This window comes from uncultured Tateyamaria sp. (assembly GCF_947488715.1).
GTDB lineage: Bacteria > Pseudomonadota > Alphaproteobacteria > Rhodobacterales > Rhodobacteraceae > Tateyamaria.
This window is the reverse complement of sequence record NZ_CANLAG010000006.1, coordinates 22278-38094: the sequence shown is the minus strand read 5'-3', so window position 1 is coordinate 38094 and position 15817 is coordinate 22278. Positions and strand designations below refer to the sequence as shown.

Genomic DNA, 15817 nt, shown 5'->3' with positions numbered 1-15817 from the left:
CTAGACCGGAACGCCATCCGTTTCAGTCGGTCCGGCGGCGGCTTGATTAGCCGTTGCTGCGGACAAGGTCGTGGGTGATTGCACCGGCGTGTTGACCGCTTCAATCAGTTGTTCGAGCCGCTGGCGGCTTTGCGCTGCTTCGGCAAAGCGGCGGGCTTGGTCCTCGGAGGTTTCTGGCGCTTCCAGCAATGCGGATTCGACGGCAGATTGCACGGCGGACCCACGATCAGATGTGGCGAATGCTGCGACTTTATCCGGTTCGTTTTGCGGATCTGAGGGACGCGTTGTTGTCTGTGTCGCCGTCTCTGCCGCCTGAGATGCGGGTGCCGGTGGCGCGGTGTCTTCGGTTTCCGCCGCCGCGGGCTGTGGATTGGATTGCTCGGTTTCGGTCGGTTGCTCTGACACGTTTGGTTGCGACGCAGGTGTGGCACCTGCCCCGAGGATTGGTAGAATATTCATTGCTCACTCACTTAACTTTACGCCCGCTCACCCACAGACAAATTGCCCTCACCGCATGAACGAAAGGTTAAATCGGGTGGGTTTCGTTTATGAAGGTTAAGGAATCGTTGGCGCCAGAAGCTTGGTAAAGAGGTCGCGCAGGAACGCATCCGCCATCGGTGCGGGTTCGTCCGTTTCCAGCAAAACACCGATCTGCGCCGCAAAGTCAGCATAGTGTTGCGTGGTCGCCCAAATCGAAAATACGAGGTGTTGCGGATTGACGGGTGCCAGTTTGCCAACTTCGATCCACCGCTGGATGACGGCGCATTTCTCGTCGAACAGGGGCTTTAGGTCCGACTCCAGATGTGGCCGCATGCGGGGCGCGCCTTGCAATATTTCACCGGCGAACAACCGGCTTTCGCGCGGCAATTCACGGGACATGTCCAGCTTGCGCTGTACATAGGCCAGCAGTTCGGTCATCGGATCACCGTCTGCGTCCATCTCGACCAGCGGGTCCAGCCACGTTTCCATCAACTGGCTCAACAGCGTGACGTGGATCTCTTCTTTGCCGGAAAAGTAGTAGAGGATATTCGGTTTCGACAGCCCCGCCGCTTCGGCGATCTGATCCAGAGTGGCACCGCGAAACCCGTGAACCGAGAACACGTCCAGCGCCGCATCCAGGATCAGGCTGCGGTTGCGCATCTGGATGCGGCTTGGTTTTTTGTCGGTCCCGGCGGCCATCAGTGGTCCTGTTCTGGTAGGATGCTGCAACACTAGGCAAATGCACCCCTGTTGGGCAATTCACATCAAAGCAGTTCTTGACAGAAAAGAGCTGGCTGGCAATCGTGGCTTTACCAATTGGTCAAAAAGCAATCGACCATCGGCAACAAGGGGACATCACATGGCGGCACCGGGCGAAAACCTTCGGATCAATGGTGAGCGGCTGTGGGATAGTCTGATGGAGATGGCCAAGATCGGCCCCGGCGTGGCAGGCGGCAACAACCGCCAGACACTGACCGACGAAGACGCAGAAGGCCGCGCTCTATTCCAGTCGTGGTGCGAGGCGGCGGGTTGCACCATGGGATTGGACCAGATGGGCAACATGTTTGCGCAGCGTCCTGGCACCGATCCCGATGCGCTGCCCGTCTATGTGGGCAGCCACCTCGACACACAGCCTACGGGTGGAAAATATGACGGCGTGCTGGGGGTTTTGGGCGGGCTTGAGATCATCCGCACGCTCAACGATCTGGACGTAAAGACGAAACACCCCATCGTGGTGACAAACTTCACCAACGAGGAAGGCACGCGCTACGCGCCCGCGATGCTGTCTTCGGGCGTGTTTGCGGGCATCCATACGCAAGACTGGGCTTATGACCGGGTCGACGCGGATGGGAAGAAATTTGGTGATGAGCTGACGCGCATCGGCTGGCGCGGTGATGAGGACGTGGGCGCGCGCAAGATGCATGCGTTCTTTGAGCTGCATATCGAACAGGGCCCGATCCTGGAGGCTGAGGGCAAGGATATTGGCGTGGTCACGCACGGGCAGGGCTTGTCGTGGACGCAGGTGACGATTGAGGGCAAGGACAGCCACACCGGATCGACGCCGATGCCCATGCGCAAGAATGCCGGACTGGGCATGGCGCGGGTGCTTGAGAAAGTCGATGAGATTGCGTGGTCCCACGCGCCCCATGCTGTGGGCGCTGCGGGCCATATCGACGTCTATCCAAACTCGCGCAACGTGATCCCCGGCAAGGTCGTGTTCACGGTCGATTTCCGCTCGCCGGACCTCAGCGTGGTCGAGGATATGGAGGCGCGCCTGCGCGTCGAGGGCCAGAAGATCGCCGACGACATGGGGCTGACAATTGCCTTTGAAAAGGTTGGCGGCTTTGACCCCGTGGCCTTTGACGACGGCTGCGTCAGCGCGGTGCGGTCAGCGGCAGAACGGCTGGGATACAGCCACCAGAACATCATCTCGGGCGCCGGTCACGATGCGTGCTGGATCAACCAGGTGGCCCCGACGGCGATGGTGATGTGCCCTTGCGTCGATGGGCTGAGCCACAATGAGGCGGAAGAGATTTCCAAAGAGTGGGCCGCAGCCGGGGCGGATGTGCTGATGCATGCAGTGGTCGAAACGGCGGAGATTGTCGCGTGATTGACCCCGACTTGAGCCTGGCGGACCGTATTGCGGATCTGGTCGCAGCTGAGGCGCTGGATGCGCCACGGACCAGCGCCGCCGAGCGCGCGACCGTGCGCGCCTTCGAGGATGCGCTGATCCAACCGTTTGAAACCACAGTGAACTTTAGCGGCGGCATCACGCAACGATGCTGGACTGTCACGCGCAGCGACGGCGCATACCGCGTGGTATACTTGCCGCGGGCGGGATATTTCTCGCTCTGCGCAGAGAGCGATTTCGGACCCCTCGACATTGGGGTGCATGGGCCAGCTCTGGGGTGTTTTGCAAGCGTGTGACACCGGGGCTCTGCCCCGGACCCCGGAGTTTATCTGGCAAGATGAAGGAGGATTGAGATGAGCAAAGTGATCAAGGGTGGCATGGTGTGCACCGCCGATCGGACGTGGAAAGCGGACGTGCTGATCGAAGGCGAAGTGATCAAGGCCATCGGCGAAGACCTGGTGGGCGATGAATACATCGACGCCGAGGGGGCCTATGTCATTCCGGGCGGGATCGATCCGCACACCCATCTCGAGATGCCGTTCATGGGCACAACAGCCGCCGAGACGTTTGAGTCCGGCACCTGGGCCGCCGCGGTGGGCGGCACCACGATGATCGTGGATTTCTGCCTGCCCGGTGCGGATGGGTCGATCAAGAACGCGATCAACGAGTGGCACCGCAAGTCGGCGCCGCAGATCTGTTCGGATGTCGGCTATCACATGGCGATCACCGGCTGGAACGAGGATGTGTTCAACGAGATGAAGGATGCCGTCGATATGGGCGTCAATTCCTTCAAGCATTTCATGGCCTACAAGGGCGCGCTGATGATCGAGGATGACGAGATGTTCGCGTCGTTCAAGCGCTGCGCCGAGTTGGGTGCGCTGCCCATGGTCCATGCCGAGAACGGCGATCTGGTGGCCGAGATGCAGCAGAAGTATTTCGACCAGGGGATTACGGGACCTGAGGGGCATGCGTATAGCCGTCCGCCCGAGTTTGAAGGTGAGGCGGCAAACCGCGCTATCACCATTGCAGATGCGGCGGGTGTGCCTTTGTACATTGTGCATGTGTCCTGCGAGCAGGCGCATGAGGCCATCCGGCGCGCCCGTCAGAAGGGCATGCGCGTCTACGGCGAGCCGCTGATCCAGTTCCTGACGCTGGATGAGAGCGTGTATTTCGACACCGATTGGGACTATGCGGCACGGCGCGTGATGTCGCCGCCCTTCCGATCCAAAGACCATCAGGACTCGCTTTGGGCTGGCTTGCAGTCCGGATCGTTGCAGGTGGTGGCCACGGATCACGCAGCCTTCAACACAGAACAGAAGCGCGCAGGCCGTGACGATTTCCGCATCATCCCCAACGGGTCAAACGGGCTGGAGGAACGCCTTGCCGTGCTCTGGACCGAAGGGGTGGAGACGGGGCGGCTGACACCCAACGAGTTTGTCGCTGCAACCTCGACCAATGTGGCGAAGATCCTGAACATCTACCCCAAGAAAGGCGCGATAGTCGAAGGGGCGGATGCCGACATCGTCGTGTGGGATCCCAAGATCACCAAGACGATTTCGCCTGCGAACCATCATTCGGTGTTGGATTACAACGTGTTCGAAGGGTTCGAGGTGAAGGCGCAGTCGCGCTATACCCTCAGCCGTGGTGAAGTGATCTGGGCCTGGGGGCAGAATTCACAGCCTTCGCCTGGGCGGGGCAAGTTCGTACCGCGCCCCGCGTTTTCGTCGGCGTCTCAGGCGCTGAGCAAGTGGAAGGCGTTGACCGCACCCAAGATGATCGAGCGTGATCCTTTGAATATTCCGGCGGGGATTTGATGGCACATGGCACTACGGTTGCGGCCGCGGTCGCATCCACAGCACCGGTTGTTTCGGCGCAGAATCTAGACCTGACCTTCCAGACCAATGATGGTCCGGTCCATGCGCTCAAGGGCGTGTCGCTGGACATTGAGAAGGGGGACTTTGTGTCCTTCATTGGCCCTTCGGGCTGTGGCAAGACGACCTTTCTGCGTTGCATGGCTGATCTGGAGCAGCCGACAGGTGGGTCGATTGTCGTGAATGGGGTGACGCCAGAGCAGGCGCGTATGGCGCGGGCGTATGGTTATGTGTTTCAGGCCGCAGGGCTTTACCCATGGCGTACCATTGGGCGCAACATTTCGCTGCCGCTGGAGATCATGGGCTACAACAAGGCCGAGCAGGCGGAGCGTGTGGCCCGTGTTCTGGAGCTGGTCGAGCTTTCGGGGTTTGAGAAGAAGTTTCCTTGGCAGTTGTCCGGTGGCATGCAGCAACGTGCGTCGATCGCTCGGGCGCTGGCTTTTGACGCGGATATCCTGCTCATGGACGAACCCTTTGGCGCGTTGGACGAAATTGTCAGGGATCACCTGAACGAACAGCTGCTGCATCTATGGGCGCGCACGGAAAAGACCATCGCCTTTGTGACCCACTCGATCCCCGAAGCGGTGTACCTCAGCACGAAGATTGTTGTCATGTCACCCCGTCCGGGTCGGATCACAGACGTCATCGAAAGCCCGCTGCCCAAGGAACGCCCGCTCGACATTCGCGAAAGCCCGGCCTTTCTGGAAGTGGCGCACCGCGTGCGAGAAGGGCTGCGGGCAGGGCATGCGCATGTCTAGGGTTACATCACCGGCGCAGGGCCGGACATTCGCCCGGACCCTGCCACCGAACCGCTGTTTGGGTGAAGGCGCGGCCACCCGCTTCATCGTTCACGGTCATCGGCATGCCTGCCTGTACCGTGGGGCCAATTCTGCACGTAATCCTTTCATTGTTCTTAAAATATGCAAAAAGCCCGGCTGGTTGCTGGCGCAGGGTTTTGCATATTTGTGGAACAATGAAGCCTGCGGAGGGCGCTGCCATGCGTAGCATAGTGCCAGTGTTGACCGTGGTAGGGGTGATCTTTGCCCTGTGGTACGCGGCCGCGATCTGGCTGAACGCGGCTTGGGCCTATGACAAGGCCAAGCGCGCCGATGTCACGTTGAGCACAAGCGCGTTGGTGGCCGACACCTGGGCCCAGGAGAAGCCGCGGCTGCCCGCCCCGCATCAGGTTGGGGCAGAGATATGGAAGACCACCGGGGCGATGGTGGCCAAAGGGCGCGCTTTCTCCAAGCGATCATTGATTTACCATTCCTGGATCACGTTGAGTGCGACGCTTTTGGGCTTTGCCTTGGGCACCGGGCTTGGGATCCTGTTGGCGGTGGGCATCGTTTACAACACAGTCATGGATCGGTCGGTCATGCCTTGGGTGATCACCAGTCAGACGATACCGATCCTTGCATTGGCACCGATGATCATCGTTGTTCTGAATGCGGTCGGGATTTCCGGCTTGCTGCCCAAGGCAATGATCTCGATGTATCTGTCGTTCTTTCCGGTTGTGGTCGGTATGGTCAAAGGGCTGCGCAGTCCGGAAGTGATGCAGCTGGACCAGATGCGCACATGGAACGCGAGTGCGTCCCAGACGTTTTGGCGGCTGCGGCTGCCGGCCTCGATGCCTTACCTCTTTGCGTCGCTCAAGGTCGGCATGGCGGCGAGCCTTGTGGGGGCCATTGTCGGTGAGTTGCCGACGGGTGCGGTAGCGGGTCTTGGTGCGCGTCTGCTCGCGGGCAGCTATTACGGCCAGACGATCCAGATCTGGTCGGCTCTGATCATGGCGGCGGCTTTAGCGGCCGTTCTGGTCGCCATCATCGGTGTCATTCAGCGGGTGACCCTGTCGCGGATGGGGATGGCGTGATGGGATGGATCCTTTTTGCCCTGGGTGCGTGGATTGTGGGCTGGGCGTTGAACGTCCGGTTGGCCCGGCTTGTGCCCTCACGGGCCGTGCGACTGGCGATGCCTGTCCTTTTTGGTTTGACGATCATCGCGATCTGGGAAGGGGTCGTGCGCGGCTTTGACGTCTCGGCGGTTCTGTTGCCCGCCCCGTCGGTGATCGCCAAGACCTTTGCTGCGTCCACCTCGATCCTGTGGGAGGATTTTGTGCAGACGGTCATCAAGGGCGCGTTGACTGGCTATATCATCGGGTGCGGCAGTGCCGTGTTGACCGCGATTGCCATCGACCGGTCGGATTTCCTGCGCCGCGGGCTCATGCCGGTGGGCAACTTCGTGGCCGCACTGCCCATTGTCGGCATGGCGCCGATCCTGGTGATGTGGTTCGGGTTCGACTGGCAGTCCAAGGCCGCCGTGGTTGTGGTCATGGTGTTCTTCCCGGTGCTCGTGAACACGGTCGAAGGGTTGCAGGCCGCCAGTGCCATGCAGCGCGACTTGATGCGCACCTATGCGGCGTCCTCGGCCACGACGCTCTTGAAACTGCGGCTGCCCATGGCGATGCCGTTCATCTTCAACGGGCTTAAGATCGCGACCACGCTGGCCCTGATCGGCGCAATTGTTGCCGAATTTTTCGGCTCGCCCATCCGTGGCATGGGCTTTCGCATCTCGGTCTCGGTGGGGCAGCTTGCGCTGGACCTTGTCTGGGCCGAAATTGTCGTCGCTGCCCTCGTGGGGTCGGCCGCTTATGGCGGTGTTGCCCTGATCGAGCGGGCCGTGACATTCTGGCATCCATCCCAACGGGCCCGATCCTAGAGGCCCGACTTTACCATCAACAAGGAGAGTACACATGAAAATCATTACCGCCTTCGCCGCCAGCGCAGCACTCGGGCTGTCGGCCATGGCTGCGCAAGCCGCAGACGATGTCACGCTGCAACTCAAGTGGGTCACGCAGGCGCAATTTGCAGGCTACTACGTGGCGCTCGACAAGGGGTTCTATGAGGAAGAAGACCTGAACGTCACCATCAAGCCCGGTGGCCCCGACATCGCACCCACGCAGGTTCTGGCCGGGGGCGGCGCGGATGTGACCGTCGAATGGATGCCTGCAGCCCTGGCCGCACGGGAAAAGGGCCTTTCGATGGTCAACATCGCGCAACCGTTCAAATCTTCGGGCATGATGCTGACCTGCCGCAAGGATGCGGGTGTGACCAGCACGGACGACTTCCCCGGCAAGACGCTGGGCGTCTGGTTCTTTGGCAACGAGTTCCCGTTCCTGTCGTGGATGAGCCAGCTGGGGATCCCAACAGATGGCTCTGATGCGGGTGTGACCGTGCTGAAACAAGGGTTCAACGTGGATCCGATCCTGCAAAACCAAGCGGCCTGCGTGTCGACGATGACCTACAACGAATACTGGCAGATCATCGATGCAGGCCTCACGCCCGAGGAATTGCAGGTGTTCAAATATGAGGACCAGGGCGTCGCCACGCTCGAGGACGGCCTCTATGCGCTCGAGGAAAACCTCGCCGACCCGGAATTCGAAGACAAGATGGTGCGGTTCGTACGTGCCTCGATGAAAGGCTGGAAATACGCCGAGGAAAATCCGGATGAAGCGGCAGAGATTGTGTTGGACAATGACGCCTCTGGCGCACAGACCGAAAAGCACCAAAAGCGGATGATGGGCGAGATTGCCAAGCTGACCGCAGGGTCGAACGGATCGCTGGATCCCGCCGACTACGAACGCACGGTGGCATCGTTGCTGTCCGGTGGGTCGGACCCGGTGATTTCCAAGGCACCTGAAGGGGCCTGGACGCATGCGATCACGGACAAGGCGTTGAACTAAGCCCGCATTTCCGGAAATTGGAAAAGGCCGGCCTTCGGGCTGGCCTTTTTTGTGCCTGTTGGGCTGGACTTTGCCACGCGCCGCTCCATTTCTTGACGCTGACACAGGAGCGCACCACATGACACGTATGGAAGATTTGCAGCCCGATCTGGACGAACAGACCCGCCAGGATGCCGTGTACCAAGCCGCGATGCAGTCGCTTGCCGCGTCCCGCCGCGAGACGGAGCGTCAGGGATATGTCGTGATCGGCGGCGCCATGAACTACGGCGAAGGTGCGCTGGGCGACGGCTTGTTTGCCAAGACAAGCCATGCCGCGAAACTCTTCATGATCGCATTCGGGTGCGCTGTGCCGCCGTTTCTGGTGTGGTGGGTTTTGCTGTAGTCCAAAGCACTTTTGGTCAGAGTTATTTAGGGAGCGCGAAACTGCGCACCCTACCCTGTAAGCATCACACGAACTTGTTGGCTGGCCTAAGGCCGTGTCACCGCACAAACTTCTTGTGCTTCAACCGCTTCGGCTCCAGCGCGTCTGGCCCCAACCGTCGCTTCTTGTCCTCTTCGTAGTCCTCGAAGTTCCCCTCGAACCACTCCACATGTGCATCCCCTTCAAAGGCCAGGATATGCGTGCAGATCCGGTCGAGGAAGAAACGGTCGTGGCTGATCACCACAGCACACCCGGCAAAATCCACCAATGCGTCTTCCAGCGCGCGCAGCGTCTCCACGTCCAGGTCGTTGGTCGGCTCGTCAAGCAGTAGCACGTTGCCGCCTGATTTCAGCAGGCGGGCCATGTGCACGCGGTTGCGCTCACCGCCTGACAGCAGGCCAACCTTCTTTTGCTGATCGCCGCCCTTGAAGTTGAACGACGAGCAATAGGCGCGGCTGTTCACCTCGGCATCGCCCAGCTGGATCAGTTCCGCACCACCCGAGATTGCCTGCCAGACGTTGTCCTCCGCGTTCAGGTCATCGCGTGACTGATCGACATAGGACAATTGCACCGTGTCCCCGATCTCGACCGTGCCGGCATCGGGCGTTTCCTGCCCGGTCAGCATCTTGAAAAGCGTGGACTTGCCCGCGCCGTTGGGGCCGATCACGCCGACAATTCCGCCGGGCGGTAGGGAGAAATCGAGCCCCTCAACCAGCAGCTTGTCGCCCATGGCCTTGGATAGCCCTTCGACGTCGATCACCTTTGATCCCAGCCGCTGACCATTCGGGATGACGATCTGGGCATAGGCCAGCTTTTCGCGCTCGGACTGGTCTGCCAGCTCGTTATAGGCGTTGATCCGTGCCTTGGACTTGGCCTGGCGTGCCTTGGCACCCTGCCGCATCCATTGCAATTCGCGCTCCAGCGTCTTCTGGCGGCTCTTGTCTTCGCGGGCTTCCTGCTCCAGCCGCTTGGCCTTCTGCTCCAGCCAAGAGGAATAGTTGCCCTCCCACGGCACACCCTTGCCGCGGTCCAATTCGAGGATCCAGCCGGTGATGTCGTCGAGGAAATAGCGGTCGTGGGTGACGATCAGGATCGTGCCCTTGTAGTCGATCAGGTGCTGTTGCAGCCAGGCAATCGTCTCGGCATCAAGGTGGTTGGTCGGCTCGTCCAAGAGCAGCATCTCGGGCGCCTCGAGCAGCAGCTTGCACAGTGCCACACGGCGCGCCTCACCGCCCGACAGGGTCGTCACATCCGCATCATCCGGCGGACAGCGCAGCGCCTCCATCGACACGTCGATCTGGCTGTCCAGATCCCACAGGTTTTCGGCGTCGATCTGGTCCTGCAACGCGGCCATCTCGTCCGCGGTCTCGTCGGAATAGTTCATCGCCAGGTCGTTATAGCGGTCCAGCACGGCCTTCTTCTCGGCCACGCCCAACATCACGTTCTCGCGCACCGACAGGGCCGGGTCCAGCTGCGGCTCCTGCGGCAGGTATCCCACCTTGGCCCCTTCCGCGACCCACGCCTCGCCCGAGAAATCCTTGTCCATCCCGGCCATGATCTTCATCAGCGTGGATTTACCTGCGCCGTTCACACCAACCACACCGATTTTCACGCCGGGCAGAAAGTTCAGGTGAATGTTTTCAAAGCACTTCTTGCCGCCCGGATAGGTCTTGGACACACCGGACATATGATAGACGTATTGATAGGCGGCCATGGGACACTCCTGTTGCGGCTAGGACAGCATCATCTAGCCACCCCAACGCCAAAGGGCAATGCGCAACACCGCCCATACGGCACCGCGTGCAAAAGCTCTTTGGCGATGCGGCCAAACCTGTGCTAGCGATACCACCACCACATCCAAGAAAGCGTGCGACATGAGGCGGTTCGTCCTGTTTGCCACCTGCCTGATGTTGAGCGCATGTGCCGCCGGGATCGGTCTGGCGCCACCGCCCAACCTGTATCGTTCAGGCACCAACTATCCCGAAGCGCGCGTGGCGCAATCGCTGCGCACGGCTCAACCGCGCATTTTCTACATGACAGACCGCGCGCCCCAGGGGGACAGGTATGGATCGGACCGGTCGCAATCCATGGCATTTGGTGCCGCCACGGTAAAGTTTGGCCGTGATCTGAATTGGGATGAGTTGCTGCGCCGCACGCGTGCCGATTCTGATGATAATATCTCGACCCTCTGGGTGCCCGAGGTGACGGAACTGGTCCGCTTCGAATCCACACCGCTGCCCGTTGAGCGACGCGATGGTCGTTTGGGACACCGCAGGGATATCCGCGATATCTACGACGGGCAGGCGCGCAAGTTTCAGGCCGAAGTCGCGGCCGAGATTGCCCGCACCGGCAACAGCACCGTGTTGGTTTATTTGCATGGGTTCAACAACGACTTTGACGACAGCCTGACAGCGCTGGCGAATATCTGGCACTTTGCCGGGCGCGAATCCGTCCCGATCTCCTTTACCTGGCCAGCGGGCAACGGGATTGGCCCCTTGGGCTATTTCCGCGACCGGGATGCGGGTACGTTTTCAGTGCACCACGCCAAGGAGTTTCTGCGCATGCTGGCGCAGATGCCCGAAGTTGATCAGATCGACATTGTGGCCCATTCGCGGGGCACCGATGTCGCCACAACGGCGCTGCGCGAGTTGATCATCGAGGCGCGTGGTGGCAACCGGCATCCCAAACTGGCGCTCAAGACCGGGACTTTGATCATGGCGGCCCCCGATCTGGACGTGGACATCGTACGCCAACGCCTGCAGGCCGAACGGTTCGCCGAGGCGTTCGAACAGGTGAACCTGTATATCAACCCCGACGATGGGGCCTTGCGCTTGTCCGCCTACCTAACCCGCTCGACCCGTTTGGGCGCGCTCAAGAATTCGGACTTTCAACCCGGAGAGCTGGAAATTCTGGGCAAGCAATCGCTGGTGCATTTCATCAGGGTAGAGAACGTGCGGGGTGGGTTTGGCCACGCGTATTTCAGGGACAACCCAGCGGTGCTATCGGATGTTGTATTGGCCTTGCGGACACGCGCGTTTCCCGGCGGCACATTGCGACCTCTGGAACAGGACGAGGGCGGGGTGTGGGTGCTGCACCCGAACTACCCGCTGGACCGTCTGCCCGACCTCGACATCATCGAACGGCGCGCGCAGGCGCGTGACGAACGATGACAGACCGTACCGAGGTGCGGCCACTGCACGACATGATCGCCCGCTGGGCGCAGCCGGGACACGTCGAGTGGATCGGCGTGCGGCCCGCCCGTGCCGCAGACATCGCGGTGTTGGACCGGGCGTCGGTGTTGATGTCCGGGTTGGACGGCGACAGGGGGCGGGCGGGCAAACGTGCGGTGACCCTGATCCAGGCAGAGCATTTGCCCGCAATCGCATCCTATCTGGGCCGTGACCACATTGATCCGTCTCTGTTTCGACGCAACCTCGTTGTGCGGGGCATCAACCTTGCCGGTCTCAAGGGGCGGTCCATCGAGATCGGTTCGGCAGTCGTCAAATTTACCACGATCTGCGCACCGTGCAGTCTGATGGAGCGGTTTCTGGGCTATGGCGGCTATGCCGCGATGCGAGGCCATGGCGGTTGGTGTGCCGAAGTGGTGACCCCCGGCGAAGTGACGCTGGGTGCGGCGGTCCGGCCACTTGATTGACAATCGACGCGCGCTGCGGTCCCGTCTGGCCTGGGCGCATCGGGCGCCGGGACAGGGACGACATCCATGATGCGCCACAGTTTTCCGATGGCACGGCCGGGACAGGTTGTGGGCCTGCTGGGGGGGTCTTTTGACCCTGCGCATGACGGACATGTCCACATCACCCGCGAGGCGATGAAACGGTTTGGCCTGAGCCGGGTGTGGTGGCTGGTCAGTCCGGGCAATCCGCTCAAATCCCACGGTCCCGCGCCCTTGGACAAACGTGTGGCGCGTGCGCAATCTGTCATGCAGGACCCGCGCGTGACCATCACCGACATCGAGGCGCGTCTTGGCACGCGCTATACGGCGCAAACGCTGGCGGCTTTGATGAACGTCTATCCGGGTGTGCGGTTTGTCTGGCTGATGGGGGCCGATAACCTTGCTCAGTTTCACCGCTGGCAAGACTGGACATGGATCACGGAAAACGTGCCGCTGGGGGTTCTGGCCCGTCCGGGAGACCGTATTTCCGCCCGGATGAGTCGGGCGGCGCGGGTCTATCGCGACCATCGCATTTCGGCCAAGGCGAGCCAGATGCTGGCCCGCGCAGACGCGCCCGCGTGGTGCTTTGTGAACGTCGCCATGTCGCCACAATCATCCTCGGCCATCCGCGCGGCTGGCAACTGGGACACATCACCGCAAACGTGATGCTGCGGGCGCTTGTTTGCGCCGGGCGGCTGGGGTTAGATGCCCACATGTTGCGCGCTGTTTCGAGACGATTTTTCCTGGCCATGGTTGCAGGTTCTGCTGCATCTACGGCTGTTGCTACCCCGCCCACGGCGTCCTTGCGCCCGGTGTCACGCGGCGCAGATCATTTCAAGAAATCCATCGCCGATCCGCAGGCGATTATCAACGCGGCCAAGCTGAATGGCCGGGTAACCTATGCGGTGGCGGATGCCCGCACGGGTCTGCGGCTCGAGGGGGGCAATGCCAGTGTCGGCACACCACCCGCCAGCGTCGCCAAGGCGGTGACCGCGCTTTATGCGCTGGACGTGCTGGGCGCAGGATACCGGTTTACGACGCAACTCGTTGCCACTGGCGGCGTGTCGGCGGGGGTGGTGCAGGGGGATCTGATCCTTGTGGGCGGCGGCGATCCGACGCTCGACACCAATGCGCTGGCGGCGATGGCCGAGGCGCTCAAGGCCCGCGGCATCCGCGAGGTGCGCGGCGCGTTCAAAGTGGCCGACGGAGCCTTGCCGTTCATCAAGACCATTGATCCGGGTCAACCCGATCATGTCGGATACAGTCCTGCGATCAGTGGCATTGCGCTGAATTTCAACCGGGTTCATTTCGAATGGCGTCGGTCTGGCGGTGCGTACGGCGTCACCATGGACGCGCGGTCCGACCGATACCGCCCGGACGTGGCCATGTCGCGGATGCAGATCGTGTCGCGTGACTTGCCAGTCTATACCTACAAGGACGGGGGGCGGACCGACAATTGGTCCGTCGCCAAGGGCGCTTTGGGCAATGGCGGCGCGCGTTGGTTGCCGGTGCGCAAGCCTGCGCTTTATGCCGGCGACGTCTTTCAGACATTGGCGCGCGCCCATGGCATCGTGCTCAAGAACCCCGTGGTTGTGGGCCGCGCACCCAACGGAACATTGCTGGCGTCGCGTCAGAGCGATGACTTGCGCACCATCCTGCGCGCGATGCTGCGGTTTTCGACCAACCTGACGGCAGAGATGGTTGGGCTCGCGGCGACAGCCAAACGCAAGGGGCGGGTCAACAGCCTGAAGGCATCCGCAACCGAGATGAACCGCTGGGCGGGTGCCACGCTTGGCACTGCGTCGATGCGACTGGTGGATCATTCAGGCCTTGGTGACGCCAGTAAAATGACGGCCGATGATATGGTGCAGGCGTTGGTCAAGGCACACCAGTCCCGGACATTGCGGCCCATCCTCAAACCCATTGCGATGCTCGATGAAAAGCGCCGCGCGATCAAGAACCACCCCATCGACGTGCACGCCAAAACCGGCACGCTGAACTTTGTGTCCGGGTTGGCGGGGTATATGACGGCCAAGAACGGGACCGAAATGGCCTTTGCCATCTTTGCTGCGGACGAGGCCACGCGGGGCCGCATCTCCAAGGCCAATCGCGAGGCCCCGCGCGGCGCGCGCAGTTGGAACCGGCGCGCCAAGGCGATGCAGCAAAAGCTGATCGAACGCTGGGGGTCTCTTTACGGCAGTTGAGCCAGAGCCGGGTACGGTAACGCGGCTCTGGCGTATCGCCTCAGGCGGCGTTTTTCATCCGCGCAACGTCCACGACATCGGCGGTGGCCTGTGCGGTGGCCGCCGATAGGGTCCAACCCAGATGCCCGTGGCCGGTGTTGTAGTAGACACCCGGTTTCGACCCCGGACCCACCTTGGGCATCATGGATGGCAACATGGGGCGCAGCCCGGCCCATGGCACACAGTGTTCGGTGGATACGTCAGGAAAAAACGCCTCGCACCACTCCCGCAACGGGCGCACGCGGTCGTCCCGAATGTCGAGGTTGTAGCCGTTGAACTCGGCAGTACCCGCAATGCGGAAACGCCCTTTGCCCAGACGGGACGTCACGATCTTGGCCTCGTCATCCAACAGGCTGACCCAAGGGGCAGCGGCCTGGCTGGTCTCATCATCCAGATTGACGGTGATCGAATAGCCCTTGACCGGATAGATGTTGACCCTGTCGCCCAGCTTGGCCGCAATGGCACGGCTGCCCACGCCCGCACAGACGACGATACCGTCGAAATGCTGCTGCTGGTCGCCGTCGCTGCTGTGCCAGTCGATGCGCACGCCAGTGCCGGTGTGGTGAATGTCGGACACGTCCGCCTTGTAGTGGAACGTGACACCCATCCGCGCGCACCCATCGCTCAGCGCGCGGGCATAGCGGTGGATGTCACCGGTGAAATCGCTCTCTGTATAGAACCCGCCCAGCGTGTCGGTCTTGAGCGCGGGCTCCAGCCGCTGCACCTCGTCCGCCGTCACCTCGCGGCGGTCTAGGCCGGCCTTGGCCAGCAGCGTGTTAACCCGGCGGGCGTGATCAAATTCTGACTGTTTCTTGTAGACGTGCAGAATACCGCGCTGTTCACAGTCGAAATCGACGCCGACCTCTGCTGCGAAATCCAGCAGGTGTTCCCGCGCGGCAATGGCCAGCCGCGTAGTCTCGACCGTGTGCGCCTCGTAGTGTGGGATGTTGCCCATGAACTCGGCCATCCACGACAGCTTGTGCCAGCTGGGGCGCGGGTTCACCAGCAAGGGCGCATCCGATTTCAGCATCCACTTGAGCCCCTTGAAGATCGTGCCCCAACGGGTCCAGACCTCGGCGTTCGATGCCGAAAGCTGCCCGCCATTGGCAAAGGATGTCTCCATCGCGGCATAGCGGTTGCGGTCAAAGACGCTGACGTCATAGCCACGGCGGGCAAGGGCGTAGGCAGTTGTGATGCCAGTGATACCGGCACCTATCACGGCGATATGGGACATGTGATGTCCTCCCAAAGTGACGCGA

General features: G+C 61.4%; 16 protein-coding genes. 12 read left to right on the top strand and 4 right to left on the bottom strand.

Going from position 1 to position 15817, the window contains the following annotated elements:
• Together Q0936_RS14225 and Q0936_RS14220 are read right to left on the bottom strand one after the other, a co-directional pair.
• Positions 1 to 459: a hypothetical protein gene (locus Q0936_RS14225; protein WP_299294155.1), complete on the bottom strand. Its 459-nt coding sequence runs from the start codon at positions 457 to 459 to the stop codon at positions 1 to 3.
• A 96-nt stretch (positions 460 to 555) separates the two neighbouring features.
• Positions 556 to 1179, bottom strand: coding sequence for a TetR family transcriptional regulator C-terminal domain-containing protein (locus Q0936_RS14220; RefSeq protein WP_299143256.1), 624 nt, complete (start codon positions 1177 to 1179; stop codon positions 556 to 558).
• A gap of 160 nt (positions 1180 to 1339) precedes the next feature.
• On the opposite strand from Q0936_RS14220, the gene Q0936_RS14215 reads away from it, so the two are divergent.
• The 8 genes from Q0936_RS14215 (at position 1340) to Q0936_RS14180 (ending at position 8603) form a co-directional block, all read left to right on the top strand.
• The gene (locus Q0936_RS14215) at positions 1340 to 2590 is read left to right on the top strand and encodes a Zn-dependent hydrolase (RefSeq protein WP_299294157.1); all 1251 of its coding nucleotides are present in this window, start codon (positions 1340 to 1342) and stop codon (positions 2588 to 2590) included.
• Positions 2587 to 2907, top strand: coding sequence for a hypothetical protein (locus tag Q0936_RS14210; protein ID WP_299143250.1), 321 nt, complete (start codon positions 2587 to 2589; stop codon positions 2905 to 2907). The genes Q0936_RS14215 and Q0936_RS14210 overlap by 4 nt, the downstream gene beginning before the upstream one ends.
• A gap of 57 nt (positions 2908 to 2964) precedes the next feature.
• The gene (gene hydA, locus Q0936_RS14205) at positions 2965 to 4425 is read left to right on the top strand and encodes a dihydropyrimidinase (RefSeq protein WP_299294158.1); all 1461 of its coding nucleotides are present in this window, start codon (positions 2965 to 2967) and stop codon (positions 4423 to 4425) included.
• Complete coding sequence (locus Q0936_RS14200; protein WP_299294160.1) at positions 4425 to 5240, top strand: ABC transporter ATP-binding protein; 816 nt, start codon at positions 4425 to 4427, stop codon at positions 5238 to 5240. The genes hydA and Q0936_RS14200 overlap by 1 nt, the downstream gene beginning before the upstream one ends.
• Before the next feature lie 239 nt (positions 5241 to 5479).
• Complete coding sequence (locus tag Q0936_RS14195; RefSeq protein WP_299143245.1) at positions 5480 to 6352, top strand: ABC transporter permease; 873 nt, start codon at positions 5480 to 5482, stop codon at positions 6350 to 6352.
• The gene (locus Q0936_RS14190) at positions 6352 to 7197 is read left to right on the top strand and encodes an ABC transporter permease (protein ID WP_299294163.1); all 846 of its coding nucleotides are present in this window, start codon (positions 6352 to 6354) and stop codon (positions 7195 to 7197) included. The genes Q0936_RS14195 and Q0936_RS14190 overlap by 1 nt, the downstream gene beginning before the upstream one ends.
• Positions 7198 to 7231: 34 nt before the next feature.
• The gene (locus Q0936_RS14185) at positions 7232 to 8221 is read left to right on the top strand and encodes an ABC transporter substrate-binding protein (RefSeq protein ID WP_299294165.1); all 990 of its coding nucleotides are present in this window, start codon (positions 7232 to 7234) and stop codon (positions 8219 to 8221) included.
• A gap of 118 nt (positions 8222 to 8339) precedes the next feature.
• On the top strand, positions 8340 to 8603 hold the full coding sequence (locus Q0936_RS14180) for a hypothetical protein (RefSeq protein ID WP_299294167.1): 264 nt from the start codon (positions 8340 to 8342) through the stop codon (positions 8601 to 8603).
• 97 nt (positions 8604 to 8700) lie between these two features.
• Here Q0936_RS14180 and ettA read toward each other — a convergent pair whose 3' ends face one another.
• The gene (gene ettA / locus Q0936_RS14175; RefSeq protein ID WP_299294169.1) at positions 8701 to 10356 is read right to left on the bottom strand and encodes an energy-dependent translational throttle protein EttA; all 1656 of its coding nucleotides are present in this window, start codon (positions 10354 to 10356) and stop codon (positions 8701 to 8703) included.
• Positions 10357 to 10516: 160 nt separating this feature from the next.
• Here ettA and Q0936_RS14170 point away from each other — a divergent pair, with 160 nt between their 5' ends.
• The 4 genes from Q0936_RS14170 (at position 10517) to dacB (ending at position 14519) form a co-directional block, all read left to right on the top strand.
• Positions 10517 to 11812, top strand: a complete 1296-nt coding sequence (locus Q0936_RS14170) for an alpha/beta hydrolase (protein ID WP_299294171.1) — start codon at positions 10517 to 10519, stop codon at positions 11810 to 11812.
• Entirely contained in the window at positions 11809 to 12297 is a 489-nt protein-coding gene (locus tag Q0936_RS14165) for an MOSC domain-containing protein (RefSeq protein WP_299294173.1), read from the top strand. The genes Q0936_RS14170 and Q0936_RS14165 overlap by 4 nt, the downstream gene beginning before the upstream one ends.
• Positions 12298 to 12366: 69 nt before the next feature.
• Positions 12367 to 12981, top strand: coding sequence for a nicotinate-nucleotide adenylyltransferase (locus Q0936_RS14160; protein ID WP_299294225.1), 615 nt, complete (start codon positions 12367 to 12369; stop codon positions 12979 to 12981).
• 47 nt (positions 12982 to 13028) lie between these two features.
• Positions 13029 to 14519 carry a D-alanyl-D-alanine carboxypeptidase/D-alanyl-D-alanine-endopeptidase gene (gene dacB, locus Q0936_RS14155; protein WP_299294175.1) on the top strand — a complete coding sequence of 497 codons (1491 nt, stop codon included), beginning with the start codon at positions 13029 to 13031 and terminating at the stop codon, positions 14517 to 14519.
• A 40-nt stretch (positions 14520 to 14559) separates the two neighbouring features.
• On the opposite strand, the gene Q0936_RS14150 is transcribed toward dacB, so the two are convergent.
• On the bottom strand, positions 14560 to 15792 hold the full coding sequence (locus Q0936_RS14150; RefSeq protein WP_299294177.1) for a D-amino acid dehydrogenase: 1233 nt from the start codon (positions 15790 to 15792) through the stop codon (positions 14560 to 14562).
• Between the last annotated feature and the right edge of the window lie 25 nt (positions 15793 to 15817).